28 protein-coding genes are annotated in these 26,274 nt (G+C 61.5%); 5 read left to right on the forward strand and 23 right to left on the reverse strand.

Translation table 11 applies throughout. The features are described 5' to 3' along the window. Positions 1 to 152 precede the first annotated feature (152 nt). The 4 genes from HF682_RS03390 (at position 153) to HF682_RS03405 (ending at position 2,967) form a co-directional block, all read left to right on the forward strand. Complete coding sequence (locus HF682_RS03390; RefSeq protein ID WP_168875824.1) at positions 153 to 662, forward strand: glycine zipper 2TM domain-containing protein; 510 nt, start codon at positions 153 to 155, stop codon at positions 660 to 662. An 82-nt stretch (positions 663 to 744) separates the two neighbouring features. Continuing rightward, on the forward strand, positions 745 to 957 hold the full coding sequence (locus HF682_RS03395) for a PepSY domain-containing protein (protein ID WP_168875825.1): 213 nt from the start codon (positions 745 to 747) through the stop codon (positions 955 to 957). Between the two features lies 1 nt (position 958). Beyond that, complete coding sequence (locus tag HF682_RS03400) at positions 959 to 1,639, forward strand: response regulator transcription factor (protein ID WP_168875826.1); 681 nt, start codon at positions 959 to 961, stop codon at positions 1,637 to 1,639. Continuing rightward, positions 1,636 to 2,967, forward strand: a complete 1,332-nt coding sequence (locus tag HF682_RS03405; RefSeq protein ID WP_168875827.1) for an ATP-binding protein — start codon at positions 1,636 to 1,638, stop codon at positions 2,965 to 2,967. Before HF682_RS03400 ends, HF682_RS03405 begins: the two co-directional genes overlap by 4 nt. A 66-nt stretch (positions 2,968 to 3,033) precedes the next feature. Here the strand turns inward: HF682_RS03405 and HF682_RS03410 are convergent, their stop codons facing one another. Further along, positions 3,034 to 3,573, reverse strand: a complete 540-nt coding sequence (locus HF682_RS03410) for a hypothetical protein (RefSeq protein WP_168875828.1) — start codon at positions 3,571 to 3,573, stop codon at positions 3,034 to 3,036. A 656-nt stretch (positions 3,574 to 4,229) separates the two neighbouring features. Here HF682_RS03410 and HF682_RS03415 point away from each other — a divergent pair. Further along, positions 4,230 to 5,303: an acyltransferase family protein gene (locus HF682_RS03415; RefSeq protein WP_168875829.1), complete on the forward strand. Its 1,074-nt coding sequence runs from the start codon at positions 4,230 to 4,232 to the stop codon at positions 5,301 to 5,303. A gap of 358 nt (positions 5,304 to 5,661) precedes the next feature. On the opposite strand, the gene HF682_RS17665 is transcribed toward HF682_RS03415, so the two are convergent. From HF682_RS17665 to HF682_RS03525, 22 genes are all read right to left on the reverse strand, one after another. Further along, the gene (locus HF682_RS17665; protein ID WP_205881884.1) at positions 5,662 to 6,891 is read right to left on the reverse strand and encodes a tail fiber protein; all 1,230 of its coding nucleotides are present in this window, start codon (positions 6,889 to 6,891) and stop codon (positions 5,662 to 5,664) included. A gap of 60 nt (positions 6,892 to 6,951) precedes the next feature. Next, positions 6,952 to 10,236, reverse strand: a complete 3,285-nt coding sequence (locus HF682_RS03425) for a phage tail protein (protein ID WP_168875830.1) — start codon at positions 10,234 to 10,236, stop codon at positions 6,952 to 6,954. A 3-nt stretch (positions 10,237 to 10,239) separates the two neighbouring features. Further along, positions 10,240 to 10,665 (reverse strand): NlpC/P60 family protein, encoded by a 426-nt coding sequence (locus tag HF682_RS03430; protein WP_168875831.1) that lies wholly within the window; start codon positions 10,663 to 10,665, stop codon positions 10,240 to 10,242. Between the two features lie 59 nt (positions 10,666 to 10,724). Next, positions 10,725 to 11,582: a phage/gene transfer agent baseplate hub protein gene (locus tag HF682_RS03435; RefSeq protein WP_168875832.1), complete on the reverse strand. Its 858-nt coding sequence runs from the start codon at positions 11,580 to 11,582 to the stop codon at positions 10,725 to 10,727. Beyond that, positions 11,579 to 12,166: a DUF2460 domain-containing protein gene (locus HF682_RS03440; RefSeq protein WP_168875833.1), complete on the reverse strand. Its 588-nt coding sequence runs from the start codon at positions 12,164 to 12,166 to the stop codon at positions 11,579 to 11,581. The genes HF682_RS03435 and HF682_RS03440 overlap by 4 nt, the downstream gene beginning before the upstream one ends. Further along, a complete protein-coding gene (locus HF682_RS03445; protein WP_168875834.1) occupies positions 12,167 to 14,752 on the reverse strand; it encodes a coiled-coil domain-containing protein in 2,586 nt (861 codons plus the stop codon). A gap of 13 nt (positions 14,753 to 14,765) precedes the next feature. Beyond that, positions 14,766 to 15,182, reverse strand: coding sequence for a M15 family metallopeptidase (locus HF682_RS03450; protein ID WP_168875835.1), 417 nt, complete (start codon positions 15,180 to 15,182; stop codon positions 14,766 to 14,768). Continuing rightward, entirely contained in the window at positions 15,179 to 15,502 is a 324-nt protein-coding gene (locus HF682_RS03455) for a phage holin family protein (RefSeq protein ID WP_168875836.1), read from the reverse strand. The genes HF682_RS03450 and HF682_RS03455 overlap by 4 nt, the downstream gene beginning before the upstream one ends. A gap of 72 nt (positions 15,503 to 15,574) precedes the next feature. After that, positions 15,575 to 16,048: a hypothetical protein gene (locus tag HF682_RS03460; protein WP_168875837.1), complete on the reverse strand. Its 474-nt coding sequence runs from the start codon at positions 16,046 to 16,048 to the stop codon at positions 15,575 to 15,577. A gap of 37 nt (positions 16,049 to 16,085) precedes the next feature. Beyond that, a complete protein-coding gene (locus HF682_RS03465; protein ID WP_168875838.1) occupies positions 16,086 to 16,253 on the reverse strand; it encodes a hypothetical protein in 168 nt (55 codons plus the stop codon). Positions 16,254 to 16,294: 41 nt separating this feature from the next. Beyond that, a complete protein-coding gene (locus tag HF682_RS03470; protein ID WP_168875839.1) occupies positions 16,295 to 16,642 on the reverse strand; it encodes a hypothetical protein in 348 nt (115 codons plus the stop codon). Between the two features lie 85 nt (positions 16,643 to 16,727). Continuing rightward, entirely contained in the window at positions 16,728 to 17,501 is a 774-nt protein-coding gene (locus HF682_RS03475; protein WP_168875840.1) for a hypothetical protein, read from the reverse strand. A 63-nt stretch (positions 17,502 to 17,564) separates the two neighbouring features. Continuing rightward, positions 17,565 to 17,999 (reverse strand): hypothetical protein, encoded by a 435-nt coding sequence (locus tag HF682_RS03480; protein WP_168875841.1) that lies wholly within the window; start codon positions 17,997 to 17,999, stop codon positions 17,565 to 17,567. Next, positions 17,996 to 18,478 (reverse strand): HK97 gp10 family phage protein, encoded by a 483-nt coding sequence (locus HF682_RS03485; protein WP_168875842.1) that lies wholly within the window; start codon positions 18,476 to 18,478, stop codon positions 17,996 to 17,998. The genes HF682_RS03480 and HF682_RS03485 overlap by 4 nt, the downstream gene beginning before the upstream one ends. Next, positions 18,475 to 19,026: a head-tail connector protein gene (locus HF682_RS03490; RefSeq protein WP_205881885.1), complete on the reverse strand. Its 552-nt coding sequence runs from the start codon at positions 19,024 to 19,026 to the stop codon at positions 18,475 to 18,477. Before HF682_RS03490 ends, HF682_RS03485 begins: the two co-directional genes overlap by 4 nt. 5 nt (positions 19,027 to 19,031) lie before the next feature. Beyond that, on the reverse strand, positions 19,032 to 19,223 hold the full coding sequence (locus HF682_RS03495; protein ID WP_168875843.1) for a hypothetical protein: 192 nt from the start codon (positions 19,221 to 19,223) through the stop codon (positions 19,032 to 19,034). 60 nt (positions 19,224 to 19,283) lie between these two features. Further along, a complete protein-coding gene (locus HF682_RS03500) occupies positions 19,284 to 20,807 on the reverse strand; it encodes a hypothetical protein (protein ID WP_168875844.1) in 1,524 nt (507 codons plus the stop codon). 76 nt (positions 20,808 to 20,883) lie between these two features. After that, positions 20,884 to 22,146: a hypothetical protein gene (locus HF682_RS03505; RefSeq protein ID WP_168875845.1), complete on the reverse strand. Its 1,263-nt coding sequence runs from the start codon at positions 22,144 to 22,146 to the stop codon at positions 20,884 to 20,886. 45 nt (positions 22,147 to 22,191) lie between these two features. Next, on the reverse strand, positions 22,192 to 23,538 hold the full coding sequence (locus HF682_RS03510; RefSeq protein ID WP_168875846.1) for a phage portal protein: 1,347 nt from the start codon (positions 23,536 to 23,538) through the stop codon (positions 22,192 to 22,194). Positions 23,539 to 23,558: 20 nt separating this feature from the next. After that, positions 23,559 to 25,010, reverse strand: a complete 1,452-nt coding sequence (gene terL / locus HF682_RS03515; protein WP_168875847.1) for a phage terminase large subunit — start codon at positions 25,008 to 25,010, stop codon at positions 23,559 to 23,561. A 75-nt stretch (positions 25,011 to 25,085) separates the two neighbouring features. Continuing rightward, positions 25,086 to 25,493, reverse strand: a complete 408-nt coding sequence (locus HF682_RS03520; protein WP_168875848.1) for a terminase small subunit-like protein — start codon at positions 25,491 to 25,493, stop codon at positions 25,086 to 25,088. A 116-nt stretch (positions 25,494 to 25,609) separates the two neighbouring features. Then, entirely contained in the window at positions 25,610 to 26,131 is a 522-nt protein-coding gene (locus HF682_RS03525; protein ID WP_168875849.1) for an RDD family protein, read from the reverse strand. Between the last annotated feature and the right edge of the window lie 143 nt (positions 26,132 to 26,274).

Raw genomic sequence — 26,274 nt, forward strand, 5'->3', positions numbered from 1 at the left:
ATATCATGTTGCCGGCATATCCGCCCTGCAGTTCACCGGATTTAACCCTGTACGGAGGATACGCAGGCATTCATGACCCGTTCAGCGAGCGCGGTGCACACTACGCTGCATGTCCACCACGATGGTGGAAGTCGACTGAAAGGAGTCACACCATGCGTCGCTTGACTGTGTTTGCTACCCTCGCAATGAGCCTGGCGGTTCCGACCCTGCGGGCGGAATCCTTTGCAGATTATGCCCGGGTGCGTCAGGTGGAGCCCCAATATGAGCGCGTCAACTCACCACGCGAGGAGTGCTGGACGGAAACCGTCAGCAGCCAACAGCCGCGTGAATCCCGCCGCAGCACCAGCGGTGCCATCATTGGGGGTGTGGTGGGGGCGGCGCTGGGCCACCAGGTTGGCAAGGGGCGTGGCAAGGATGCCGCCACGGCGGTCGGTGCCATCGCAGGCGCCATGATTGGCGACCGCTGGAATGATCGTGGTGGCGATGAATACGAAACCGTGTCTCGCGATGAGCGCCGCTGCCGCAGCGTGGACCAGTGGGACAATCGCCTGACCGGCTATCGCGTCACCTATGAATACGCAGGCCGCCGCTATACCAGCTTCATGCCGCGCGACCCGGGCCGTGAGGTGCGGGTGAACGTGTCGGTGGAGCCGTCGCGCTGATCCACGCCAAAGGCGTTCTGGCACGGTACAATGGGCAGCCGGATATGACCCCGGCTGTCAGAAGGATGGATGGAGAAAGATCATGATGCGCGCAGCCCTGCTCACCCTGTTGCTGGTGGCCGTTCCGGCCTGGGCCATTTCCCGTGATGATGCCGCCCGCATCGCACAGGAGCGGACCGGGGGCAAGGTGCTGGCAGTGGAACAGCAGGGTACGCTGTTTCGGGTCAAGGTGCTAAAAAGCAATGGCGAGGTGGTAATTCTGAAGATTGACGCTGGCAGTGGGGAGGTGCACTGAGATGCGCATTCTGGTGGTGGAAGACGAGCCCATCCTCAATGCCCGCCTGCGGCAGATGCTGACCGAGGCGGGCTACCGGGTAGAAGGCGCGCAGGATGGCGAGCAAGGGTTGTTTCTGGCCAAAGAGTACCCCTTCGACACCATCGTGCTGGATCTCGGCCTGCCCAAACGCTCGGGCCTCGACATCCTGCGCATCCTGCGCTCGGAGGGCAGTACCACCCCGGTGCTGGTATTAACCGCCCGCGACCGCTGGCAGGATAAGGTGGAGGGGCTGGAGGCCGGGGCCGACGATTACCTGACCAAGCCGTTCGAGCCGCCAGAACTGCTGGCACGGGTCAAAGCCCTGTTGCGCCGCGCTGCAGGTGCGCCCCAGCAGAAGCTGCAATTCGGCCCGCTGCAACTGGACCTGGGCGCGCAGAGCGTACAGCGTGAAACGCAAGCGCTGGACCTGACCGCCTTTGAATACCGCATGCTGGAATTTCTGGTGACCCACCGGGATCGGGTGGTGCCCAAGGCGGAGCTGAACGACTACCTCTACCCGGTGAACGCCGACCCGGACAGCAATGTGATTGAAGTGCTGCTCGGCCGCCTGCGCAAGAAGCTGGACCCGGATGGCAGCCTGCAACCGATCGAGACCCTGCGCGGACGCGGTTACCGCTTTACCCTGCAACCTGGCGCATGAGCCGCAAGCCCCGCTCGATCAACCAGCGGGTGATCCTGGCCGCCGCCGTGCTGCTGCTGCTGTTCGTGATCCTCACTGGCGCGGCGCTGGACAAGGCCTTTCGCGAAAGTGCGGAGACTGCCCGCCGCGAACGCCTGAGTGCCCTCGCCTACCTGCTGATGGCCGCCGCCGAGGTCGATGAGCAAGGCGTGCTGCACATGCCGCCACAACTGGCCGAAACCCGCCTGCAACTGCCTGGCTCCGGCCTGTATGCCCGCGTTCAGCTTGGCCGCACGCAATGGCTATCCGCCTCCAATACCGGCCGCGCCATACCCTTTGCCGACAGCGCCACGCCAGGCCAACCCTGGTTTGGACAGGTGGACATGGGTCAGCAGCGCTACTGGGCGCTCTCCATGCAGGTTAGCTGGCCTGTCGGCGTGCGTCGGCTGCCACTGCTGTTCAGCGTCAGCGAGGACCTGCGTGATTTTGAGCGCGAGCTGAACACCTATCGCCGTACCCTGTGGGGCTGGCTGGCCGCCTCGGCCGTGCTGCTGTTGCTGACCCAGACCGTGCTGCTGCGCTGGGGACTGCGCCCGCTGCGGCAAGTCGCACGCGCCTTGCGCCGCATCGAGCAAGGGGAAGATGAGCAGCTGGATGGCCCCTACCCGCGTGAGCTGCAAGGGCTCACCCGCAACCTGAACACCCTGCTGCAGCGCGAACGCGCCCAGCAGCAGCGTTACCGCCATGCACTGGCCGACCTCGCCCACAGTCTGAAGACCCCATTGGCGGTACTCAAAGGCACGCCGGAAGACGATGCCGAATTTGCCCACACGGTGCGCGAGCAATGCCAGCGCATGGAAACGCTGGTGGGCTATCAGCTGCAGCGCGCCGCCACTGCAGGCAGTGCGCCCTTTGCCGCCGCCCGTCTGCTCGCGCCCCAAGTGCAACGGATCACCGACACCCTCAGCAAGGTCTACCGTGACCGAAGCCTGCAGTTCCAGCAAGACATTCCACCTGATTTCAAACTACGGCTGGATGAAGGCGATTTGCTGGAGCTGCTGGGCAACCTGATCGACAACGCCGCCAAATGGGCTACGCATCAGGTGCGCATCAGCGCGCAGCGAGAGGGAGAGCGCTGCACCCTCAGCATCGAGGACGACGGCCCTGGCATCAGTGATCCCAGTTTGATGCAGCAGCGCGGGGTGCGTGCGGATGAGGCAGTACCTGGCCACGGCATCGGACTCGCCATTGTGAACGATATCGTCAACGCCTATCAGGGCCGCCTAGACATCCTGCGCAGCGATACACTGGGCGGTGCCTGCATCCGTATCCAGTTCAACGGCGTGTGAATCCCGCTTGGCACCCCGCCAGCAACTGCGCAGCGGCAAGGCTCATGCCCCTGACACCATCGCCGCTCAGGGCTGTACAACCACCCCGGCACGCTGTAAATAAGCTTGCAGCGCCATCAGTTGGTCAGCGTTGTCGTGGCAGGCGTCGGTGTTACGGTTGATGGTCTGGACGGCGGTAAAGGCGTCAAGACCTTGGGTGGGGCCATCAGATCCGCCGGCACCGTCCAGGCGGGGCACGTCACGACGGATGGCGGCGTTGTAGAGGTACACCCAGCGAGCAGGCAGCCGAACCCGGCCAGCAGCATCCATTTCATAGCGTTTCTCCAGTAAGATACGGGTTTGCGTTGCAGCCACACGCTGCTGTAGCCGGTGCGCCTGATCCTGCAGCGCATAGGTGGCGGCCTCAGACTGACGGCGCGCCTGCTCCGCATTGCGGCGCGTGGCCAGCGCCGCCTGCTGAGCCAGTAATGCCTGCTGCTCCGCCCAGCGCGCCTGCCAACGCCGCTCGGACCAGGCATGGCCCGCCCAGCCCGCAAGCAATAACAACACCACCCCGGCCAGCCCGCGCCAATGGCGCAGCAGCCAGGGAAAAAACATGGCGATCATGGGGATTTACTCCGAATGGGTTCAGAAAAGGAACCATGCCCCTGTTTATCAGCGGGGGCATGGCTGGTAGTAAAAAATGGAAACTAATGCTGATCTATATTGCTCACCCCATGCCGTGGTTCAACGTAGTGGCAACCATGCCTGTTTCGCCGGTCTCGCCCACAGCAGCCGGTAGGCGTATGCCAAGATTGTGGGCATAGCAGGGTTCGGCAGGAATAAATGGATTGGCGGAACCCAGTTCTACGCATGTAGGGACTCTGTGCGTTGCGATCACCTCGGGCTGTTGGAACGTGAGGCTACCGAGAACCCGGGAAAGGTTCCGCCTCACCTCTCGCCACAGCTCAGGCTGCGCGATATAATGCTTAAAATCTATGCTGCTACCGCTTGGAGAGCAGCCTTCAGCGGAAGCATGCCCGAATGACTCAAGGCACTGGTCTTGAAAACCAGCGGTGAACAGCCATCCTTGAGTTCGAATTACACCGCTTCCGCCAATAAATTCAATGAATTAGCTCGGCTTCATGCTACTCAAAGCAAGCGAAGAAGCACCCTGCTGCTGCCCTGCATGGCAGGACAAATTCACCGCCTTGGGTGATTGTCAAAAGAAGTAATGCTCCAACTGAATTACCTAGCCATTACCCACATTCACTGGGATAAATATGATCAAGACCCTCAACTCGCTGGAAGCTTTGCGATTTGTTGCTGCAGCATTGGTGATTCTAGCCCATTCCGGGGGCTTTCCGATCCCTGTTGTCAGTATGTTCCTAGGCGGCGGAATATTTCTTGGCTCAATAGGGGTCGACATCTTCTTTGTCATTAGCGGCTTTGTAATGTATTTGAGCGCTTGCAATACCACCAAGGGCAAAGGAGGATCGATTGCATTCATTGTTGCAAGATTACTTAGGATCCTCCCACTTTATGCTATTGTCACAGTAGCATGGGGCATCAAAGTCGCAATTTATGACGGCAAGAGTTTAAATATCTTCTATGTGCTACAGTCTTTACTACTACTCCCAACTACAGAGAGCATTGATCCACTTGTGACTCTGGGCTGGACCCTCCGATACGAGATGTTTTTCTACATGCTGGTCACAATAGGAATTCATTTTAATAGGCTAATTCTAATTCCAACCCTAGGAATAATCCTATCCTTTATTGCATGGTTAATTTGGGGCTTTTATTATGGCGCCCCCATTGCTATTGAGTTTATTGCAGGATACGGCCTGGCACACTATTACACCTCACATGAGACATCCAACCCAAGAAGCCAGAGGATTGTAAACTTTGGTCTTGTAATCTCTGCTTGCTTAATGTTTTTAGCAGCAACAGGAAATGACTGGGGGTATGTGGACACGAATCATTCTTTTATCCCGAGGATGTGGATAGTCTATGAGAATGGTATTACCATCCCTCGCCCTATTGCATGGGGAATTCCTGCCGTGTTGTTGATTTACTTCTCGGTTCAGAAAGAAAACCGTTGGCATTGGAAATTGGCGGCACTTGGCAAATATACTTACTCGATTTATTTGCTACAAACATTCTCTAACCCACTTGCAAAAAAACTCACGCATTACATGCCAGACCTGGTAGCGCTTACTTCTGGCTTTCTTATTCTTTTTGCAGCAAGTTTTCTCTCACATCATCTTTTCGAGCGACGAATCATGCGCTTGAAAAATGGGCTGGTAAGAGTAGTGCTCAGCCTGTTTTATATAAAGCCAGTTAGCCCACTCTAGAAATTCATTGATACATTCCCCAGATCATTTCGTTCCCGCTTGTCGGCGCAAATTAACCTACATCACCCGCAAGCGGTGCTGGCTAACCACAAATTATGTGGTAGGAATCTTGTCGGTGCTGGCTCGACACCGCCAATCCACCCATACCGGCACCTATCACTGATGGGAACCAGAGCGGCAGGTGAGTTGAGTCATAGTGTTCACCTCGGATGAGTTCAAACAAGAAACCATGCCCTGTTCGAAGGCAGGGCATGGCTGGTGGTGAAAATAGAAATCAGTGGCGACAGTACCGAATATTACTCACAGTGCAAGTGGCTAATCGGAATAGAAGGCCTTGCCCTTTGTCCGTTCTCTTTTATTAAAACTTTATACAAGCCAACAGCGCGACATTGCGAGGTCGAACACGTTTGTAGGCCATAAATCGCCCTGCTGCTGCACTGATATTTATAGAGTAGCTGGTGTCATAGGAGCTGGTACCGTCGTGATTTGCAACGCTAGTCAGTGGGATAATGCCGTTCGGATTGTCGACAACCGCTATCTCACTACCTGCCTGCCCTGTCCCCATTGCTCGGCCCACATCGACGCCACGTCCATCATCCCACCCTCGCATAAACTCACCTCGCAGGTCGGGCAGGTTGAAGGTGGTGGTACCGTCGCCGAGGCCGAACCAACTTTGCAGGTAGCTGTGGGTGCCCGACTGTGTGCCGCTGGTCACGATCCGGCCACCGCCGGAGCTTAGGTAGAAGGTGTTGGCATCGATTTTCTCGACGAAGTAGTCTGTGGTGCTGTTAAGCCCGGAGGGTAGCGCGCCGGTGGTGGAGAGTCGCAGTCGCTCGCCGCCAGTGAAGCCGTGGGCGGGCTTGGTGAAGATGGCCGGATTGGCGATGTTCACGGTGAACGTCTGCGGTGTGAAGCCCGCACTGGCCACCAGTGCCGCAAAAAGCGCGGCATAGGTACTGCGGGAGACCTCTGCCCCGTTGGCTTTCAGATAGCCTGCAGGCGGCGTGTTCTGCGCAACATGGATGATGGTGCCGACCGGAACTGCGGATGACAACCCTGCCGCCGGATTCAGCAACAGCCATTTGTCCAGCGTCTGGTCATACAACAGTTCCAGCCAGTGGCCGGCACCGGCAATGTCGCCAATCATCAGCGCTTGCCCCGTGCCTTTGACGATGGTTTTGGCCGGGATGACGCCGCTGTTCGGGGTAAAGGTTGGGGCCGCTGAGGCATTGCTGCCGTTGCTGCGCACGCACAGTGACATGCCGTTGATCAGGGTGGTCACCGCGGGGGCAAAGCTGGCGGTGAGCGCGTCACCGGTGCCACCGGCCGTGGCGGTGACTTGACGGCCACTCTGGATGCCAAGGTCGCTCAAACTGCCCAGTACGGTCCAGCCGTCGTTGTTGCCATTGCGTAGCTTGAGCAGGCCGCTTTGGGTGTCGGCCCACAGCCGGTTGGCACCCACTGCGCCGGGGTCGGTGGCACCGCTCAGGTTGCTGGCGATGGTATCCAGCGCATCATTCACTTTCTGCACCAGGCCAAGGCCGGTCAGCGTGCCACTGGTAGGCAGTACGGTCGGATTTTGTGACATTGCTTTCTCCATGAAAAAGGCCGCCCGCAGGCGGCCTGTCTTGTGCAAACGGGATGGTGCTCAGTAGCCTTGGCTGATCCAGTTGATCTGGCGTGCCACATCATTGCTGCCGTTGACCACCCGCACGGTGAAACCGCTGCGGGTTTGCGCGGTCAGCAGCAGGTCGTCCCCCGGCATGGCGTTCAGCAGGGTAATCTGCGGCAGGGGCCAGGGCTGGCTGCCGTTGCCGCCGTTAAACGGGCGCTCGTAGAGCACTGAGAAGCCACCGATGGGGACGTTGACCGAGCCGCTGTCAACGCGGTCCGGCGCATCCACCAGGAAGGTGAGCCCGCTCAGGATGGGGCTGATGCCGGGGTCACGGGTGCTGATCAGCACCCGTGCCTTGAAAGACTGGGCGACATAGCTGCCCGGTACAAACTGCTGCCAGTCACCAAACACCCCGTCTTCCTGTGCCAGCGCGATCTGCGGCACCACATCCACCTGCTGCCCCAGCACCTCACCGAACCAGTCGTTCAGCGCGAAGACGTCGGGCGTGGTCAGCACGTTTTCGTGGATGGCCTGCCCGCGCACGCTGTAACTGATCAGCACATTACAAGGCGCAACCCGACCGATATTGATGGTATGGCTGGCGGGCAGGGTATACATGCCATTGCCCGCCACCCCGCCCAGCCACAAGATATCCGGGTTGGACAGCACATCCGGCAAAGCCAGCAGGCTATCCGCCGCATCCAGCTGGATGGCGCCACCCAGTACCATGGCGCCACCGGCGCACGTCCCCGACCAGCCGCTGGCCGCTTCGTCGAAGCGGGCCACCACGTTCTTGACCAGCGCGGCACCGGTGATGCTCAGCCGCCCGGGCTGAGCCGAGTAAACCTGCACGCCGCCTTGTGCCTGGTAGTGTGCCGCAATCCAGTACAGGCCATCCCCCACGGCGGTAAAGCGTGGCAGCGGGGTGCGCCCCAGTACCTTGGCTTGATGCCAGCTGGGGCCGAGCCGGATTTCATAATCGACCGACCGCAAGTCCTGCACCTCGTCCCAGTAGAGTTGCGTCAGACCCGCCACGAAGTTGGTGCGCAGGTTGCGGATGTCCGGCATTGGCGACAGCAAAGCGGTACCTTGCACCGTGTACTGGTAGGCGGGCACCTGACTGATATCCTGCAGCCCGCCCCCATACACGTTGAAGCTGACCAGCTTGAACCACAGCGTTTTGCCCACCTGATCCAGCGACAGCGCCTCGCTCTCCCCCACCGTGGCATCCAGCCGCACAAAGGGGCTGCCCGCTGCATGGTTGCTGGCCGTACTGCCCCAGCTGCCGCGCTGCAATCCACCCAGGGTGTATTGATTGACGCCATCCAGCGTTGCCTGCTGATAGCCAAGGTACTCGCCATCCACCCAGCAGGCGGTGTGCATCAGCCGGGCATCTTCCTCGGTACCGGACAGCAGCTGCCCGCCTTTACCCGTCAACTGTACTGACAACACATTGCCCGCAGCGGCCAAGGCGGCGCGCAAGGTGCCATAGCGGCTGCCGCCCACGATGCGATCCACCTGCTTGTAGGTGGCACCATCTTGCGAGGCATACACCAGACAGCCCCCCCACATGGGACCAGGGCCCGTCACCGCCAGCTTGACCCGCAGGGTCTGGTCCTGCCCGGTGAAACCGGGCTCGAAGAACAGCGGCGGCAGCACCTTGCCGGGATCGGCATTGAAGTCATGACCAAACCCGGAGACCACCTGCGTCGGATAGCGTACCGAGCTGGCCACCCCGCGCGGAAAATCCTCAGCGCGAACGGTCAGGCCACCATCCTCATCCTCTTCGATCGACGTCACCCGTACCGGGGTTTGCTGCAGGCCAAGGCCACTATCGGTCAGCGTCACCAGATCCATCGGTTCCAGCAGCGCGTGTCGCCAGCCCAGCCGGAATTCATAATGGTTGCGCACATACAAGGCCCGCTGCAGAAGCAGCTGCGCCACATGGCGGGCTACCGCCGGTTGGCAGATGGCGTGCAGCTTGACCGGCTCCTGCGGTCGCAACCCGAACTGCTCGATATTGGCCAGATCCTTGGCCTCGGCCACTTCGAGGTTGTAATCGTTACTGCGGTTGAGAAACTCCACCTGCACCTGGTTATAGGCATCCGCAGGCGTCTTGCGCTGCACCCGTACCGGGTCATCCGCGCCGCTGACCAGAAAATCGTCATCGCTCAGCGCGTACACCGGGGTCAGGTCAGGCAAGAATTGAGCCCCCCAGCCGCTGGCAACCTCATCCCCGTAGGGCAGCACCTTGAGCTGCCCTTCCGACCACAACAGCGCCGAGTTGGACAACATCGCCAGCTCCTGCAAGTGTTCATGGGCCTGGCGCTGCTCGTGATAGGCGGGCGAAATGAACAAGCCATTGGCGGTGCAATAATCCCGATAGCGGCTGAAATTGCCCAGCTTGCCGGACGGGAAGCCTGCGCCATGGCGCGGATTGGACAGCAAGTCCGACATCACATCCGCCGGGTTGGCATCGACCACCCCATTGCCAAACGCATAGCCGCCCACCACTTCAAAGCTGTGGTTTTGCACCTCGGCATTATTGGTCAGCTGATAATTGGCGCCATACAGCACGGCCGTCTGGCTGTAGCCAATGGCCTGCGCCGGATGACGGCTGAGCAAATGTCCCCATGCAGCCTGCCCTGGCACCCCCGATTGCAAGGCCAGCCCCAGCTGTTGCAAGGCGCTGAGGTAGTAGGCGGCATCACGCCACTGATAGCTGAGTTTCACCGCCCTGCCGGCCAAGCCCGCGTTGAAGGTATACACACCATTGCTGATGCTGAAATCCGCCCCCGGCGACAAGGTCCGCTCAGACCAGTAGCTGCGCCTCTCGCCCTCCACCCGTTCGCTGGTGGTGGCTGACAAGTGCGCCACCCAGCTTGCCGCCTGCGGCACGCTCACCTGATAAGGCGCGGTCGCGGGGACCGTCACCGACAGATTGTTCTCCGTGTGCAAGGCACCGGGAAACAGGCTGCCGCGCAGGCGCTCCTTGCCACGCCAGGCGGAAACAACCGCGTTGATCGGCCCTTCGCCCAGACCCATTACCAAAGCAGCTTCGTAGGTATAAGTGGTGTCTTCCTGCACCGTCTTGCCACCACCACCACCGCCCTTGCCACCACCGCCCGACTCCGTGCGGGTCACATGCGGGATGGCGGTGAAATCGCCGTACCACAGCAGGTTGCCCGTGACCCGGGTCTGCCCATAAACAATCGGCACCACCAGACCATAGCTGGACTGTTGTACCTGAATGGCACCCAGTCGTGGCTCTGAGGTCGAGATGGTGCTGGTCTTGCGCTTGCCAAACATGCCGCCCATCAGCTACTCCCACAAACTGTAAAACCGTACCGGCCGGTCGGCCAACGGTGTCTCATCCCGCCGCGCCAGCACCACGCCCTGCTTGAAATAGGCATGCAGCACCAGCGTGTCGTCGACCACCACCGCACCGTGGCTGAAGCAGCGGCCAAAACGCCATACCGCCACATCACCGGGCTGCGGCTGCGCCACCGGGCGGGCATACTGTTTCAACCAGCCCAGATAGCGTTCATCGTCCCGATGAAAGTGCCAGTCCGGCGGATAGGGGCGTGGGTCTATCCACGGGATCAAGCCCACTTGGTGATAGATGTCACACAGGATCATGGCGCAATCCACGCCTACCCCCTTGACCCGCCCCTGATGGTGATACGGCGTGCCCAGCCAGCTTCGGGCTTCGGCCAGCACCTGCTGGCGTTGTTCTGCCTCCGCCATGGCTTCCTCCATAAAAAAACCGGGCCGCAGCCCGGTTCATGATTGGCGCAATGCCCCGCTCAGGCGGCCGTTTCCGGCACCGGGATGTAGGGAAAGCCCCGGAAGCGGGCCAGATTGTTGAATTTGCCCTGACAGGTCGTCTGGGTCTTGTCGCAACCTGGCAGCATGGAGATGGCATCCCCCGGTTGCACCGCCGCTGGAAAGGGCAAGGCGATCTGTACCTGCTGACCCTCGGCGTAGGAACGCACCGTCCGCGAGATACCGGCATTGGCACCACTGCTGAAGGTAATCAGCCCTTGGTCAAACCAGCCCGCCGGGCGCGGCAACGACACCACAAAGCGATTCGGGTCCAGTACCTGCACGATGCTGCCGGTCTGCACCATGGAAGCACGGCTAACGGCACAGCCCGCGTCGTACACCGTATGCAGACAAGACGGCTGATACAGATTGCGCGGCATCTTGATATTGAGCAGCTCCAGATCACTCTTCACCTGCAAATGGCAAGCACCACGGGTGCCCGACACCTCAGCCACCCGGCCGCTGAACAAGGACAACACCCCAACCACGGGCGCATCCCAGCGGCTCAAGAACGCGCGCGACAACGTCAAGTTGGCGCCATCCAGCCCGCCACGCATGGCATGCGCCACAAAAGGCTGGCCATTGATCTGGTCCGTCACCGAAGCAAACACGGTCACCTCCAGCGTATCCACCTGCACCCCCAGCGACAGCTGGGTACGACCGCGCTTGAAACCCGGCCCCGTCGACAAATAGGTTTCCCCCTGCCAGCTGACCGGTGTGTCCGCACTGGTGTAGCGCAGCACTTGTCCACCCTGCAGCACAAATACAAACAGGTCTGCCATGCAGAACGCGTCCTGACTGTTCAGCAGATCCAGTAAAGGTTGGCTCGCTGTCTTCATGGTTTCACCGTCAACAATTCCACCCGCTTCAACGCCCACAGATTGGACATGAACTGCTCGAATTCCGCCTGATCCTGCTGAAAACGGCAGCGAAAACAGAACTTTCCGGACCAGGTCAGCGCACTACCTGCCACGGGTGGGGTAACAAACGTCACGGTTGCCATATTGTCCACCGCATAGTCCACCCCCTGCTGCAGCAACACACCATCACGGCTGATCTGCGGCGGCTCCTTCAAGCCGAACACCGGCTCGGTAAAGCCCCCCATGCTGCGCAGCAGCTGGAACCGCGTCGTCACCCCGTTGCCCTGCCCAAAGGGCTGTTCACTCACCAGGCACTCCTGCGGGTCGTAGAACAAGAAGGTATCCCACGACCCGCGTCGGGCATTGAAAAACCCGGCCAGCTGCTGCATCTCGCTTTGCCGCAACACAGAAAATGACACTTTGATCAGCCAGCACGGGCTGGCATAAAACGACGCCCGTGTTTCGCGGCCCGATGCCGTGGTCTGCACCTTGGTAGACCATTTAGCAGCCTTCACCACCGGCCACGCCTGCCCCGGCAGGCTCGGAAAAATGGCTTCCGACATTTACGCCCCCGCAAAATTACGGCCCTGCGCCCGCAGCGACGCCACCATGGCCGAACCATGCTCCATGAACAACTGGCGAACCCCGCGCGCATCCAGCGCCTGGATATTGATGTGATACTGCCCACCGGAGGCCGCTGCACCAGCGCCTTCGCCTTGACCCGCCATGTCGCGAATCACATTGGCGTAAGGCTTGGGCAGCACCATTTCCTCTTCATGCAGCTGCGTCAACGGATTGGTGCCACGCGGAATGTCGTAGCCACCCGAAGCCGATTTGACCTTGCCTACCATACCCTTCACCGCTGCAAACGCCGCCGCCCCTGCGCCCACTGCCAGAATTGGCCCGACAAACGGGATGCCGACAATCGCCTTGAAGGCCCCCGACATGGCTTCAACAGCGTTGTTCATGATGTTGCCAATCACGCCACTCGCGTTAGTTGCCATGCTGTTTGCCGCACCCATTTTTTCAATACTGCCTTTAGCGGCAGTCCCGGCAGCAGTAGACCCAACATCTGCTTCCTTGAACCCCAGCAGCGCCATGAGTTTGGTTTTCAGATGAGAAAGAAACTCTCGTAGTGTTGGCTTGATGTATTCATTCACAAAAGCTTTTCGCATATCGCCCCAGACATTCCTCATGGCCTCCTTGAAGGTCTGGGTCTTATCCAGCATGGCCGCCAGATTTTTCTGCAGCGACTGCTCGGTTTGATCCATCACCCGAACCATGCTGGGACGCTCAGCTTCGAGCTGCTCCTCATACTCCTTCTGCTTTTTTCTGGATTCCAGCGCCAGCTCTTCCAGCTGTTTATCCAGGCGCATCTGAGCCTCAATCGTCAGCGCCCCTTTTTCTTCCAGCATGGCCCGCTCATCATCCAGTGCCTTTTGCTTGATGCCGCGGCGACGCTCCTCCAGCTCTATTTCAATCTCGAGGAACTGTTCGTTGGAAATTCTTTTCTTTTCCAGACTTTTCTTGGCAGTTGCCTCATCTTCGTCAACTGCTTTTATCGCCAAATCCCTCTTCTGGGTAATCGCATCAGTAGCGAGCTTGATTGACGCATCTTGAGCGGCCTGCTCCTGTCGCGCCCGGATATTGTCCAGCGCCAGCTGAATTGCACCGTACTCAGCACTGCCCGCTCGCGCCAGCTTTTGCCGCTGTTGCCAGAACTGCAGCTCCATTTCCAGGCGCTTCTTGAAATCCTTTTCCCCACTTGCCTGCAGCTGTTCTGACAATTCCTCCTGCCAGTAATCCAGACGTGTTTCGTGCTTGGAGCGCTGCTTACCCACAGCCCCCGCTGCTGGCTGTTCCTGCGCAGGCGGTGTAGCTGGTGGTGTGGCAGGCGCGGGGACGGAGGGGGTGGGCGTCTCCACCTTGCTGGGCTCAGCGGGTTTGGCATCCTCCTTCTTGCCTTCGTCCTTCTTTTCTTCTTCCGGTTTCTCCTTGAAACTGGCGGGAGTGAAGGCTTTCCTGATCTTGCCAACCAGCTCAAAGATCGTAGCGAGAACCTGTTTGATCAAAGGCATGATCAACGTCGTAAAGAAGGACAGCTGGATGTCGCGACGGATATTATTCATCGCCTGCTTGAAAGACAGCCCCTTGGCGACCATTTCATCCATGCCGTCATGGAAAGCCTTCTCGAACTCCTTGGCAAAGTTCGTCATGCTGGGAGGATCCACGATGATTTTGCCGGCCTTCCGGGCCTTTTCATCCGCCTCTTTTTTGGCTTTATCTTCAGCCTCGATCTTCTGCTTTAAAGCCTTCCGTGCCTCGTAGCGCTGCTGAAGCTTGGCCTCTTTCTCGGCAAGCCCAGCATCCTGGACCTCCCGCGCATGGGCAACCTCACCTTCCAGCTTGTCGATCTCATCTTCAAGCTCAAACAGCTTCCCCTTGCTTTCTGTTTCAGGAAAATAGCGTTGCGCAAATTGCGAAAGCAATGTAGCGGCATCTTTCATTACGGACACACCGATGGTGTCCCTGGCAGCGGGCCTTATCGCCTTAAGAAAGTTGTGCCAAGCTTCTGCACCGGTTTGCTTGCCATCCTTTACACCTTTATTTTGCTCCTTGGCTACCTTTTCCAGCTTGGCCCCGAACTGGTGTAAGCTGCTCTTTTCTTCTTTCTTCTTGTCATCCGGCTTGCTGCCTTCGCCCGCATTCGGTTCAGCACCCGGCTTCTCCCCCCCTGGCTTTCCGCCCTGACCGGCCTCCTCCTTCACCTGCTCAATACTTTTGCCGACCTTTTCCAGCAGTGTCTGGGCTTCCTCTGCAAACTGACGGATGGGCTCGATATTGATCTGGATGCCTTCAGCAAACACTTCCTGCAGTTGCACCACGGCCTGCTGGGTGGAGCCCATTTTGTCCGCCAGCACCGTAGCCGCTTCGCTGGCACTGGTCAGGTTGTCCGCCAGCGCCTTCAGAGTATCCGCCAGTGGCAGCCCATCTAGCGCAAACACAGCTTCCAGTGTGCTGCGCAGCTTGCCCAGCTCGGTGTTCATGGTCGAAACGGCTTGACGAACGGTCGCTACAATCCGGTCGAGTGCGGCTTGCACATCTGCCGTATCAGCGGCAAATGTGAATGTAATGTTGGTGTCACTCATCCCTCACCTCCTTCTACGGCAGTGTGCGGCCTGCCTGGAAGTCTGCCAGGGTGAGGCCGCCGGTGTACTGGCAGTGGGCCAGCTCTTTGAACGATTGCCAGCGCCCGGCCCATTCCAGGCCGAGGCTTTCGGCGATTTCGCCGCAGCGAGTGAAGCTGCGTACGTCGTTCCATTGCGCCTTGCCGTTCAGCAGTGGCACAAAATCGAAGGCCACCCGCCAGTTGTGCCAGCTCTGGCCGGGTTTGGCATTGGTGACCTTGGCACCGGGGGCGGTGCGGCCCTGGGCGTAGAGCGCGGCTTGCGATGCGGCATCGCGGTAGGTGCTGGTAATCAGCACGTCGATACCTGCCGCCTTGCAGTGCGCCACAAAGGCGCGGCACAGCACGGCTACTTTCGGGTGCAGGTCGGCAATTTCGCGGCTGTTGATCATGGGTTTTCTCCAAACAGGCGGCCGTAGAGTTTTTCCAGCCGGAACAGTGAGCGGGTGCCCATGTGGCCGGCGATGCCCACCATCACGGCGGTCATCGGTGCGCTCATGGCGGCGGCCTGGCACAGCCAGTAGGTGAGCAGGCCGACGAAGCCGCTGGTGAGCAGCTCGGCGGCAAACGCCAGCCAGCGAAAGCGCAGGCGCAGGGCGTTGATGCGCTGCAGGTGGGAGACGGCACCGCCCAGCATGGACAGCCCCATCACCCAGCCATAGGTGGCGACCTGCTTGAGCAGCGGCCACCAGTCGAATGGTTTGTCAGGCATGGCGTCCCTCCATCGTTGTCATTGCAAAAAAAAAGGCCGCACAAGGCGGCCTGGGGTCTATCAAGAACAGTATTACTTGAGTTCGGCCTTGATCTTGGCCATGAGTTGCTTCTCCAATACACCATTGGAAATGCACGATAGTGTGATGTTCTGCAGCGAGTCGCCTGGGCGGTAATCCCCTTGAACCACGGCACGTACATCGACCTTGCCCGATTCGTCGATCAACACGTTATATGCAACCTGGGTCGTGGTCCGATTGTCCTTCAAATAGTCCAAGCCCATGGTCTTGCCACAGTCTGCTTGCTCTGGGCGCACCCGGAAATTGCGCATCACGGTTGACACAACACCAGACTGCTCATCCGAGTTCAGAAGCTGATTCCCATCGGTCAGCAAGGCTCGCTTGGTTGCCTTCATCAGATCTGCACGTGTCGCATTGAAACGCTCAGAAGCAAACTGAGACGTGCCGGTAGGTGCAGTGTAGGTCATTGCGCAACCCGCCAAAATGAAAGCAGATGACAATACAGCAGCTGTTTTAAGCATGTTCATGTTTTCCTGAATCGAGTTTAAAAAAGGAAACTCGATTCTAACCCGCTCCCCCCGCCTGCGGAAACTGGTTCAACAGGGCGGAGAGGTCCGGGGCGTCCTGTGGCTCGTCCTTTTGCTGGATGCCGAGGAAGGACTGGATCATCAGGTGCAGCGGCGGGTGTTGCCTCCAGTAGCGCTTGAAGCCTTCCAGCCGCGGCAGGTCCATATGCTGGTCGATGTAGTCCCAGCTCCAGCCGGTGCACTGGATCAGGTGGGCATAGAGCTCGTCCCAATCGAGGGCTCCCCCGCGTCGGCTTCCTCCTGTGCCTTGCGACGCATGCCGGAGACATCCATCACCGCCTGCATCACGTCCACCATATTGGCGACGTCGATCATGTCGGCCAGGGCTTCGCGGTTCAGCTCGGGGTAGTTTCGGCGCAGGGCGGCCAGCGCCACGTCGATGACCGTGGCAATGGAGGCCGAATCCAGCCCGCCGGTGAAGGCAGCCAGCCGGTCCTGCAGTTGTTGCAGCGCGCCCAGGGTGAGCGGCGGGACCACCAGGGTGGTGCCGTTCAGGTTCAGGGATACGCCTTTGACGTTCACGATCGCGGTCATCTTGATTCCTCAGTGCAAAACAAAAAAGAAAACGGGCTGCGCACCTGCGCAACCCGTTGCTGCCGCCCGAAAGCGGCGCGCCCGATTACTCGGACAAGCTCCAGGTCACCACCCGGCCCAGCGGGTCGGCAAAGGCTTCGAAGTCGAATTCCGGAACCAGGAAGTCATCCTGCTTGGTGCCGAAAGACAGCTTGCCTGCCACCGCCGAGTGCAGCCGCAGCTTCATGCTCTTGCCCTGGTAGGGAATGAACAGGTCCGCCGCGAAAGACGGTGCCGAGCCCATCGGCAGGTTCATCACCGTGGACTGGGTGGCCGTCGGTGCTGACGCCGCCGCCACGCTGTACTCGTAGTTGATGAACACGGTCTTGCCGACGTCCCCCGCAGCAAAGGTGTACAGGCCGACGTTGCTGACCATGTACTGCCCGGTAGCCGGTGCGCTGGCGACACGGGTCATCGGGCGGCCATTGGCGTCGATCACGCCGAAGTCGCTGGTAAAGGTGCCGCTGGAAGGCGGCGCGACGGTGATCTGGAACGGCGTGGCCGGGATCACGCTGCCGGTGGTGTCGTACTTGGCGGTGATCAGGCCGCCACTCATCGACTGGCCGAAGATCACGTTGTTGAACATGGCGCCGAACAGCTGGGCAAACTTGCATTTGCCGCTGATCTTGCCCTTGCCGCGCCCCACCGCCACCGGGAACTGGTTTTGACCGTGCAGCGTCTTGCTCTCGAACGAGATGTCGACACTGCCCTCCTGCATCACGCCGATCATGATCGGGGTCGGCGCGGCGATGCTGTTGCCGAAGGCGTCGTTCTGCGGCGTTGCCCAAAGCATGCCGGAACCGAAACCATACTGTGCCATTGTGTTACCTCCAAAAAGAAAACCCGCCAAAGCGGGTCAGAACAAACAGAAAATCCAGCCCGTTCAACGACAAACGCGGATACGGACCGGCACGATGCACACCGCCTGGTCACCCAGCGTGCCTTCATCGGTTTCCAGCTCACCTTCAATCCAGCAGTGCTCCACCAGCCCGCCCAGCGTCTGGCAGCGTTGCATGGCGTTATCCGGCTTCAGCGCAGCTTCCAGCGCGTCCAGCAACGGATTCATTACCGTGCCGGGTGCCAGCCCGCCGTCGGTGCGGGCGTACAGGTAAACGTCGACCTGCAGCGTCCACTGCGTTGGCAGGCCACGCACCGGATCGCCCGGCACCGCCTGCTCGCTGCCTTGCGCCATGAACAGGGCGGGCTGCTCGGCGGCGCGTACATCGGTCCAGTGCCGCAGGCGGCGGCTGCTCACCACCAGCCCCGGCACCGTGGTCAAGCGTGCAAACAAGGCGCTGTATATGGCTTCGCGGTTCATGCGTGTATCCCCCGTTTCAGGCCTTCCAGCAGCAGCTTGCGGGCGGGCTCGCCCATCTCGCGCAACGCGCCGTGCAGGAAGGCATGCGGTTTCAGGTGTACCACCCGGTTACCCGCTGGCTGCGGCTGCTTGCCCAGCTTGCCCAGCTTGCCGAACTTGCGGCCTTGCTTGAGCCGGGCGCGCACCGCAATGCGGCCATGGAAGCCCTCTTCCTGCATGCGAGCGTAAGACAGCGTGCTGCCAACCTCGCCGACCAGCAGTCCGTTCACCTCGGTCACCGGGCGGGCAATGATGGAGGCCCGCAGTTGCCCGCTGCGCGCGTTCAGCGCCTGGCCGGACAGCTTGTTCTGCTGGATATGCCGTTGCAGCATCAGGCAGGCGCGGCCCATGCTCAGCCGCAACGCCACTTCCACCTCACTGCGGATGCGGTCAAGGCGGGCGTCCATGTCTGCCGCGCCGGTTACCCAGGCGCGGATCATGTTGGCACCACCTTGCGGTATTGCTGCAGCACGGCGCGCGCCGTGGGCGACAGCTCACCGAGGAAGAAGCTGACGGTTTCCCCGGCCAGGCTCTTCGACTGATGCCCAATGCGCTCGCGCTCGCGGTAGCGCAAGGCCACGCACTCCAGGCAAGCCTGCTCCAGATCGGCCGGCACCGTGTCGTAGCCTGCGGTGTATTGCAGCTCGATGTTGCGACGGCCCCGGGCGAACAGCTCGCCCTGCAGCAGCAGCACATTGCGGTCAAAGCGGTAGCCATAGCCGGTGGGGCTGCTGGCTGGCGGAATGTCCTTGCCGTTCACCCGCAGCAACTGCACCGATTGCACCGGCCCATTGCCGAACAGCAGCAGCTCGCGCCCGGTGCCGTCGCGCCACTCGCGGTAGCTTTGTGTCCCCAGCGAACGGCTGAGCCAGGACTCGATAAAGGCACTGGCCGCACTGATCAGCCGCAGCAGCAGCGGGTCATCCGGCGTCGGGGACGATGGCAGCAACAACCAGGCTTTGGCGTTCTCCAGCGTCGTCAGCAACATGGCCTTTACTCCGCTGCTGCGGCTTTGGCAGCCTTGCCGCGCTTGGCAACCGGCTCAGCCAGCCGCACAAAGCCCAGCGGCTCCAGTGCCGGTGCCACGCCATCCGGCGCCTCGATCAGCCCCTCGGCATCCGCATTGAACTGTTCGCCACCGACGTTGACCGAAGTCACGTCCGGCGGACATGCAAATTTCGCCATGATTCCTCCTGCAAAAGAAAAGCCCCGCTGCAGCGTGCAGCGGGGCCGTGCGCATGCGACTTAGCCGCGTGCGATGTTGGTGATGATGCCGAAGGCCGGCGGGAAGAAGTTTTGCAGCACCTGGTCGGTGTACACGCCGTACTCGTACTTGCGGGTACGCAGCGGCCACTCCAGCTGGTAGTAGTCGCGACGGGTGCGAATCTGCACCGCGTTCTGGATGCCGGACAGCTTGTACGGCAGGTTGTCCGACCAGAACAGGATGGTGCCCGGCGGTACGTTCGGATGCACCTCGATCTTCACCTGGGTGTTGGTGATCTTGTTCAGGTAGCTGCCGATCACTGCGCTCGGGTTGTACGCGCCCGGATTGTTGCCATCCAGGTTGAAGCGCACCAGCGGCGCACCGCCGCCGATCAGGATCTTGCGGTTCATGTCCAGCAGCTGCTGGGCATTCACGTAGATCACCTCCGGCGACAGGCGATACTGGCTCCAGAAGGCAAAGAAGGCGTCTTCCAGCTCGACGATGCCACCGGCGTTGTCCGCCGTCAGCGTGGAGCCCACGCCCGGGGTACCGGTCGGCAGGGTCTTGACGTAAGCACCGCTGCCCGATTTGGCGATCTGCGTCAAAATACCGTCGAACTCCAGCGAATTGACGGAATTATCGCTGGCAGGCAGCGAAGCAGCCGTCTGGGTGCCGCTGGCGTTGGCGGTGATGCTGACGCTGTTGATGGTGGTCACCGCGCCCAGCACTTCGGCACCGGCTGCGCCCCAGTACCAGGCATAGGCCACGGCGTTGGCCATCGGCACCACCGAGGCGGTGGCCGAGCCATTGGGACCGGTGATCGACACGGTGGCGGCGGTCGACTTGCGGGCGGCGCCGCCGCCGTAGCTGTCGCTGGTGCCATCGGCATTGCTGCGGTTCACCACCGTCGGCACCTGTGCGGTGGCCAGATTGATGGTGCTGCCTTGCTGGCCATTGTTCCAGCCGCCCAGCGCCCAGAAGGCATCAAAGCCGAGGCCGACGGCCACCACTGACAGCGTACCCGTGGCCAGCGAGCCGCCAGTGGTGGAGCCAATCAGCGTGGGCTGCGGGGTGGTGCCCAGCGGCATGCTGGTATTGCCGCCGAGAATCACGCCTTCTTCACCGATCATCAGCGAACGCAGCAGGCCTTCCACCGCACGCGCCTTCACGTCGTCAAAGCCTTCGGCGGCATATTCCGCTTCAAAGCTCACATAGTCTTCCAGACCCAGCCCACGGTAGGCCGCCACATACTCGCTGGTACTGGTGGCAATCACCCCGCCACGGCGGCCTTCGGCCACACCGGCAGCCAGGTTGTTGACGTTGATGCCGGTGATGGCACGCCAGCTGGCCTGGGTGCCGCCTTTGCCGGAGACACGGGGAATCTTGTTACGCAGCGGGGTCAGCACCGGGTACAGCGTCAGCGCCGGGGCTTGCAGGTCGTAAGCGGTGAGGCCCTGGGTCGGGCTGGCGGCCTGGTTGAACGCCTTGGCGATTTCATCCGGCAGCGCCGCCTTTTGTGCCAGCTTCAGCAAAGCCAGCGTTTCTTGGGTGGCATGAGCGCCCATATAGCAATCTCCTTCGAGAGAAAAACGCGCCGTCGCTCTCGCGCGGCACATACACACATCCGCTTGCGCGGCACGTTCACAGCAGTCGCATCGGCGTGGCAAACGCCCGCTTGATCAGGGTGGCGGTCTCCTCCACGCTGCCATCCTCCTTGCGCACCGCATCCGTCACCGGCACGCGGCGCACATCCTCGCCCTTCTCCACGCTGCGCAACGCCAGGCGCGGCTGCTCCGGCAGCGCTTCGAGCTGGCGCACCCGCTTTTGCAGGCGCGAGCGCTCTTGCGACAGGCGGCCCAGCTCGCCTTTCAGCAGTTCAAAATCGGCTGCCAGCCGGTTCAGCTTGCGCAGCGCGTCGCCGCCCAGCCGGGTTGATTTACGGGCTGCCGGTTTGTCACCGGTTCTGGCAGAAGCCTTGCCAGCGGGTTTGCCTCGACGGCGGGCCGGGGCGGCGTCTTCATCGTCCTCCTCGGCCTCGTGGTCCTCAGCCTCCTCGTCATCCTCGGCGTCTTCCTCTTCGTCCGCGTCTTCGTCCTCATCCTCGGCGAAGGCGGTCTTGCCCGGTTTGGCGGGAGGTTGTTGCTTGCCTGCTTTGGCCGGAGGCTGCTTGCCGGAAGGTGCAGGGTCGGCGGCGTCTTCGTCTTCCGCGTCGGGATCGACTTCGTCCTCGCCTTCGGGCGCAGCCCCCAGCAAGCCTTGCACCCGCAACGCTTCAAACTGGGTGAGCTCCACCAGCGCGTCGTACATCGCCCCGGTCAGCTGGCCGACCTGCCCGATCAGCACCGTTGGCGCTTCGCTGTTGCAGGACAGCAGCTCCAGATAGCCCTTGAAGCCATGCAGCGCTTCCGCCAGCTCGGCGGCGCGGGCCACGGCAAACGCACCCTTTTTCAGTGGGCGAGCCTGGCGGGCCTTGAAGCAGGTAATCACCGCGTCCGGGTTGGCCGGGCGATCCACCAGTGAGACTTCCACCAGCTTGAGGCCGGTGATGACTTGCGGGTTGGCCGGGTCACGGGTGGTCACCTGGCCACCAATGGAAAACCCTTTGTAGACCCCCGCGCGCACCTTGCGCACGGCTTCGCTGTCCACAATGTGGGCGCAGAAGCGGGTCTGGCCGTCGGGCAGCACTTCCGCCTCCAGCGCGGTGCCCGCTGCCAGTGGCTGGTGCATTTCGCGCACCGCGCCAAAGCGCAGGTAGTCTGGCAGCGCATCGCGCATGGCCTCGGCGGTGATGGTTTCGCCATCCGCATCTTCTGCGGCACTGGACGCGATCCCCCACACCCGGATGGTGCCGTCGTCCAGGTCCTCGACCTTGGCAATCGCACCAAAGCGTTTCTTAAGCGACATCGTCAGCTCTCCAAAAGAAAAAGCCCGCCAGTGGCGGGCAGGTTGTCAGGGGGTGTCCAGCGCGGCGTCATCCTCACCCACCGCGGCGGGCGGAGGTTCAGGCGGCGTCAGCTCCGGCATCAGGTCGGCGCGTTGTGCGGCGGTGAGTGCGGGCAGGCCGAAGCGCTTGGCGCGGACTTCATCCGGATGCAGCACGCGGGCTTCCACATACTGGCGGTCGATCTCGGCCTGCTGCAGTGGGTCGACCGATTCGTCGCTCTCCCACACAAATTCCAGATCGGTATAGCCAAACTGGCTGACGATCACCCGGTCGATCAGTGATTTCACCCAGTGCTGCAAGGGGGCCAGCCCTTCGGCCAGCGCGGCCTGCTGGCCGGTCTGCGCGGTGGCACGGTTCATGTCACGCACAAAGGCCTGCGGACTGACCGAGAAGGCAAAGCAGATGATGCGGGCCAGCCACTCGTCCATCTCGTCTTTCAGCGCTTCCGCCTTGGTGTTGTACGGCTCCACCCCCTTGGGGACAAACTTGGCACCGCGACGGGCGCTGCTGTTGCCGGACAGCACCGAGTTCCACCAGTCCTCGAACTGGCGGATCTGCTCCGGCTGCCAGCTCTCCGGTACCTGAAAGATCAGGTCGGGCGTGGCGCCTTCGCTGTAATAGGCGAGCTGGTGGGCCTGCCGGCGCAGCGCGATGTTGACGCTGACAATCACCTGCTCCACCGGGCTATAGCCATAGACCTTGTGGGTGCGCGGATTACGCGGCAGGTAGAGCAGCTCATCGCGGCTGTAGTTCACCGCCGGCAGGCCCTTCAATACCTGCTGGTAAGCGGGATCGGGTGGCAAGGGGGTGCGACCGGAGAGGTCCAGCACCCGCTTGATGGTCGAGCCATCCACCGGCTCCAGCGCGTACAGGCCGCCGCCACGGGTGCGGCGGGGGTACAGCGCCGGTGCGTCGATCACCAGCAGGTCTTCCAGTAACATCCGCAGCCAGGTGGACCAGTCGTGCTCACGGTCCGGGCTGTGGAAAAACGCCAGCAAGGCCTCGCAGCGGGCATCCGGCTTGGCCAGCCGGGCCTTGGGCCGGATGGTCCAGTGCAGCTTGGCCAGCTGGTCCTTGCGGGTTTCAATCACCAGCCGCATCAGGTCGTAGCCATCGGCCAGCGCCCGCATCTGTGCAAAGCTCACCGGCTCTTCCGCCCGCGGCGTCTGCCGCAGGTTGTAACCGGTCGGGTAGTCCATCTGCCGCCCGGCTACTTCCGGCGGGGCCTGCGGTGGAAAGGGCTGCATCGGCCCGAACCAGGCCGGGGTTTCGCCGGTTACGGCATAGCGCACCCCGGCCACCATCCGGGCCAGCAGGCCGGGCTCGATCGGGGTCAGTTTGGCGTCGCTCATCGGAATCGGTCCTCTGCAAGTCAAGCGTTGATCGCCCCGCCACGTGGCAGGGCCGGATTCGGGTCAGTCGGTTCGCGGCGGGCGCGGTGGGCGTAGTGGTCGAGCAGGCCAAACGGGCTCTGGCTCAACTGCGCAAAGGCCAGCGACAGCGCGTCCACCTGATCGTCGTGCCGGGCGTTGGGGAACAGCCGCAGCTCGGCCAGCAGCGCGTCGTTCCACGGTGCGCGCTGCAGCAGCACGTTGCCGACGTTGAGCTGCGCCGCCAGTGGCTCGGCACGGGTCAGCTTGTCGCCCGTCACCGGCGAGGCACTGAGGCTGAAACCGGCCAGCTGGCGACTCAGGTAGGCCACCTGCGCCTTGCCCGCCTGACCGGGATCCTGCGGGATGGCGATACGGCAAGCCGGGCCATCCCGCTGGGCGGCATGGCGAATGGCCGCTTCCACCTGGTCCGGCCCGCCTTGCAGGCGGATCAGGTCGCCCACCAGCCAGCGACCATCTGGCAATGCCCCCAGCTTGGCTCCCACCGTCCAGTCGCCACCTTGTGCGGTGGCGGCCAGATCCCAGGCGCGCACCCAGCGCACCCCGGCGGGTACGGCGTCCAGCAGCGCCACCTGATCCGGCTTGAACAGCAGCCCGGCAGGCGGCGCAGGCTGTTGCTGGTATTGTCCGGCAAAGGTATACGGTGCCGCCTGCGCCATGCGCTGCAAGGTGGCGACATCGTGCCGCTCTGGCCAGAGCGCGTGACCGTCGTCTTGCAAGGCGGGCAGGCACAGGTGCTCCCAAGCTTCGCCATTGCCACCGTCCAGCAGCCAGCCGGAGAGGTCGTGCTCATGCAGGCGCTGCATGATGAGGATGACCGGGGTATCCGGACGGTTCTTGCGGCTCTCCAGCGTATTCTGGAACCAGTCGATCACGCCTTGCCGGGTGGTGTCGGAGCGGGCTTCATCCGGCTTGTGCGGGTCGTCGATCAGGATGGCCCCGCCAAAGCCGGGCCGCTGCTTGCCGGCACCAAAGCCGGTAATGGTGCCACCTGCCCCGGTGGCGTACATCACGCCGCCCGCGGTGGTGCTCCAGTGTGAACGTGCGCTGCGTGCCAGCCGGGTGTGCGGCGCAATCGCCCGGTAGGCCTCGTGCTGCATCAGGCTGCGGATCGCTGCGCTGTTATGGCTGGCCAGCGCAGCGGCGTAGCTGACGTGGATGAACTCGGCGTCCGGCACTTGCGCCAGCGCCCAGGCGACAAAATTGACCACCGCCAGCTCGGTTTTCGAGTAACGCGGCGGGATGTTGATGATCAGGCGGCGACATTCGCCGCGAAACACCCGCATCAGCGCGTCACAGATCAAGCGGTGATGCGGTGCGCGCTGCCACAGGTAGCCGCGCCGCTGCAGGAACAGCCAGCGCGAGAAGAAATAGAGGTCCTGCCGCGCCCACTGTGCGGCCACAGCGTAGTGCTGGGGAGAGAAAGGCTGCATGGACCAGACCTGTACCGTCGCCTGTCAGGCGGGAATGAAAGGTGCGCCCTCCCCGCGCGGTGTCGGGTACGGCGGCTAGACCTGCTCGGCGAGTTCGCGCCGCAGGGTGTCCAGCTGCTGTTCATCCAGCAGTGGCCAGCTGGGGGTGGCTGGCTCGCCGTCACTCGGCAAGGGCTGCGCCAGTTGCGCTGCGCGCCACTTGCGTACTTCCACCCGCAGCTTGGCGGCTGCCACACCGGCGTTATCCAGCCCTTGGGCGGCGTCGGCAATCTCCACCATGTCTTCTGCCAGTGCGTCGAGCTGCACACTACGGGCCAGCTGGTACTGCTGGCGAAACTCGGCTTCGCTTTGCAGCCAGCCCAGCACCACGGCCAGCGCGGGCAAGCCACGCTTGCGGCACACCCGTGCCAGCGGCAAACCCTCGGCCAGCCCGGCACACACCCGCGCCGCCAGGGCCGGGTCATAGGGATGCGCGACGGTCATGCATGGACTCCAGAAAACAAAAAAGCCCGCACAAGGCGGGCTTCAGATGCACTTATTGCAAGGATGACTGAATGATATCAAATGTTGCACATAATGTCAAATGATATATATCAAAATCACACTTTCACCACACGGGTGCCGAACACGATGTCGTGAAAGCAACGACGGTCGGCAGCGAAGATGCGCAGGGCATCAATCAGCGCGATGATGACGCCAGCAAAAGGGATCAGCCCCAGCAATGACATACTGGCTATCCGCAGCAAGCCGGTCTGGCCGCTGGCCTGCTGGCCATCCAGCATCACGATCCGGATACCCACTGCACGCTTGCCGACACTTTGACCGCTGCTCGACAAGCCACGCCAGTTGATCAGCGTATAGAGCACGATGAAGAGCACAGATGTAAACAGCTGCTCAAGATAGGCACTGCCGAACAAAGGGGGCATTTCTCCCGCAGCATTGCGATTCATGAAGTGCCAGGCGGTCATCAGAACAAAGGGCAATAGCCAGACCACGATGGAGTCCAGAAAAGAGGCTCCCAAGCGTTGCCAGCGGCTCGCATCCACCAGCTCTCCGTCAGCGCCTTCCGGACGATCTACGTTGGCCTTGGGGGCGGCATAGGGATTACTCTGATCACTCATGCTTTCAACCTTGCTTGATGGAAAGCGAGCAGTGTAGCGAGCCCTTGCGTGCTGATCCAGCCCCCAAAACACAAAAAGCCCGCACAAGGCGGGCTTCAGATGCAATGATTGCAAGGATAGATGAATGATATCAAAACCTGCGC

The sequence above is a fragment of the Leeia aquatica genome, assembly GCF_012641365.1.
Lineage (GTDB): Bacteria > Pseudomonadota > Gammaproteobacteria > Burkholderiales > Leeiaceae > Leeia > Leeia aquatica.

Bases quoted from the DNA above. Each gene is read 5' to 3' on its own strand.
- HF682_RS03410 (WP_168875828.1), bottom strand. From the start codon at position 3,573: ATGATCGCCATGTTTTTTCCCTGGCTGCTGCGCCATTGGCGCGGGCTG.
- HF682_RS03460 (WP_168875837.1), bottom strand. From the start codon at position 16,048: ATGAACATGCTTAAAACAGCTGCTGTATTGTCATCTGCTTTCATTTTG.
- HF682_RS03525 (WP_168875849.1), bottom strand. From the start codon at position 26,131: ATGAGTGATCAGAGTAATCCCTATGCCGCCCCCAAGGCCAACGTAGAT.
- HF682_RS03465 (WP_168875838.1), bottom strand. From the start codon at position 16,253: ATGGACCTGCCGCGGCTGGAAGGCTTCAAGCGCTACTGGAGGCAACAC.
- HF682_RS03480 (WP_168875841.1), bottom strand. From the start codon at position 17,999: ATGAACCGCGAAGCCATATACAGCGCCTTGTTTGCACGCTTGACCACG.
- HF682_RS03500 (WP_168875844.1), bottom strand. From the start codon at position 20,807: ATGGGCGCTCATGCCACCCAAGAAACGCTGGCTTTGCTGAAGCTGGCA.
- HF682_RS03415 (WP_168875829.1), top strand. From the start codon at position 4,230: ATGATCAAGACCCTCAACTCGCTGGAAGCTTTGCGATTTGTTGCTGCA.
- HF682_RS03520 (WP_168875848.1), bottom strand. From the start codon at position 25,493: ATGACCGTCGCGCATCCCTATGACCCGGCCCTGGCGGCGCGGGTGTGT.
- HF682_RS03440 (WP_168875833.1), bottom strand. From the start codon at position 12,166: ATGTCGGAAGCCATTTTTCCGAGCCTGCCGGGGCAGGCGTGGCCGGTG.
- HF682_RS03455 (WP_168875836.1), bottom strand. From the start codon at position 15,502: ATGCCTGACAAACCATTCGACTGGTGGCCGCTGCTCAAGCAGGTCGCC.
- HF682_RS03450 (WP_168875835.1), bottom strand. From the start codon at position 15,182: ATGATCAACAGCCGCGAAATTGCCGACCTGCACCCGAAAGTAGCCGTG.
- HF682_RS03430 (WP_168875831.1), bottom strand. From the start codon at position 10,665: ATGGCGGAGGCAGAACAACGCCAGCAGGTGCTGGCCGAAGCCCGAAGC.
- HF682_RS03445 (WP_168875834.1), bottom strand. From the start codon at position 14,752: ATGAGTGACACCAACATTACATTCACATTTGCCGCTGATACGGCAGAT.
- HF682_RS03435 (WP_168875832.1), bottom strand. From the start codon at position 11,582: ATGAAGACAGCGAGCCAACCTTTACTGGATCTGCTGAACAGTCAGGAC.
- HF682_RS03495 (WP_168875843.1), bottom strand. From the start codon at position 19,223: ATGGCGAAATTTGCATGTCCGCCGGACGTGACTTCGGTCAACGTCGGT.
- HF682_RS03405 (WP_168875827.1), top strand. From the start codon at position 1,636: ATGAGCCGCAAGCCCCGCTCGATCAACCAGCGGGTGATCCTGGCCGCC.
- HF682_RS03390 (WP_168875824.1), top strand. From the start codon at position 153: ATGCGTCGCTTGACTGTGTTTGCTACCCTCGCAATGAGCCTGGCGGTT.
- HF682_RS03470 (WP_168875839.1), bottom strand. From the start codon at position 16,642: ATGACCGCGATCGTGAACGTCAAAGGCGTATCCCTGAACCTGAACGGC.
- HF682_RS03395 (WP_168875825.1), top strand. From the start codon at position 745: ATGATGCGCGCAGCCCTGCTCACCCTGTTGCTGGTGGCCGTTCCGGCC.
- HF682_RS03475 (WP_168875840.1), bottom strand. From the start codon at position 17,501: ATGGCACAGTATGGTTTCGGTTCCGGCATGCTTTGGGCAACGCCGCAG.
- terL (WP_168875847.1), bottom strand. From the start codon at position 25,010: ATGCAGCCTTTCTCTCCCCAGCACTACGCTGTGGCCGCACAGTGGGCG.
- HF682_RS03490 (WP_205881885.1), bottom strand. From the start codon at position 19,026: ATGTTGCTGACGACGCTGGAGAACGCCAAAGCCTGGTTGTTGCTGCCA.
- HF682_RS03505 (WP_168875845.1), bottom strand. From the start codon at position 22,146: ATGTCGCTTAAGAAACGCTTTGGTGCGATTGCCAAGGTCGAGGACCTG.
- HF682_RS03510 (WP_168875846.1), bottom strand. From the start codon at position 23,538: ATGAGCGACGCCAAACTGACCCCGATCGAGCCCGGCCTGCTGGCCCGG.
- HF682_RS03485 (WP_168875842.1), bottom strand. From the start codon at position 18,478: ATGATCCGCGCCTGGGTAACCGGCGCGGCAGACATGGACGCCCGCCTT.
- HF682_RS03400 (WP_168875826.1), top strand. From the start codon at position 959: ATGCGCATTCTGGTGGTGGAAGACGAGCCCATCCTCAATGCCCGCCTG.
- HF682_RS03425 (WP_168875830.1), bottom strand. From the start codon at position 10,236: ATGGGCGGCATGTTTGGCAAGCGCAAGACCAGCACCATCTCGACCTCA.
- HF682_RS17665 (WP_205881884.1), bottom strand. From the start codon at position 6,891: ATGTCACAAAATCCGACCGTACTGCCTACCAGTGGCACGCTGACCGGC.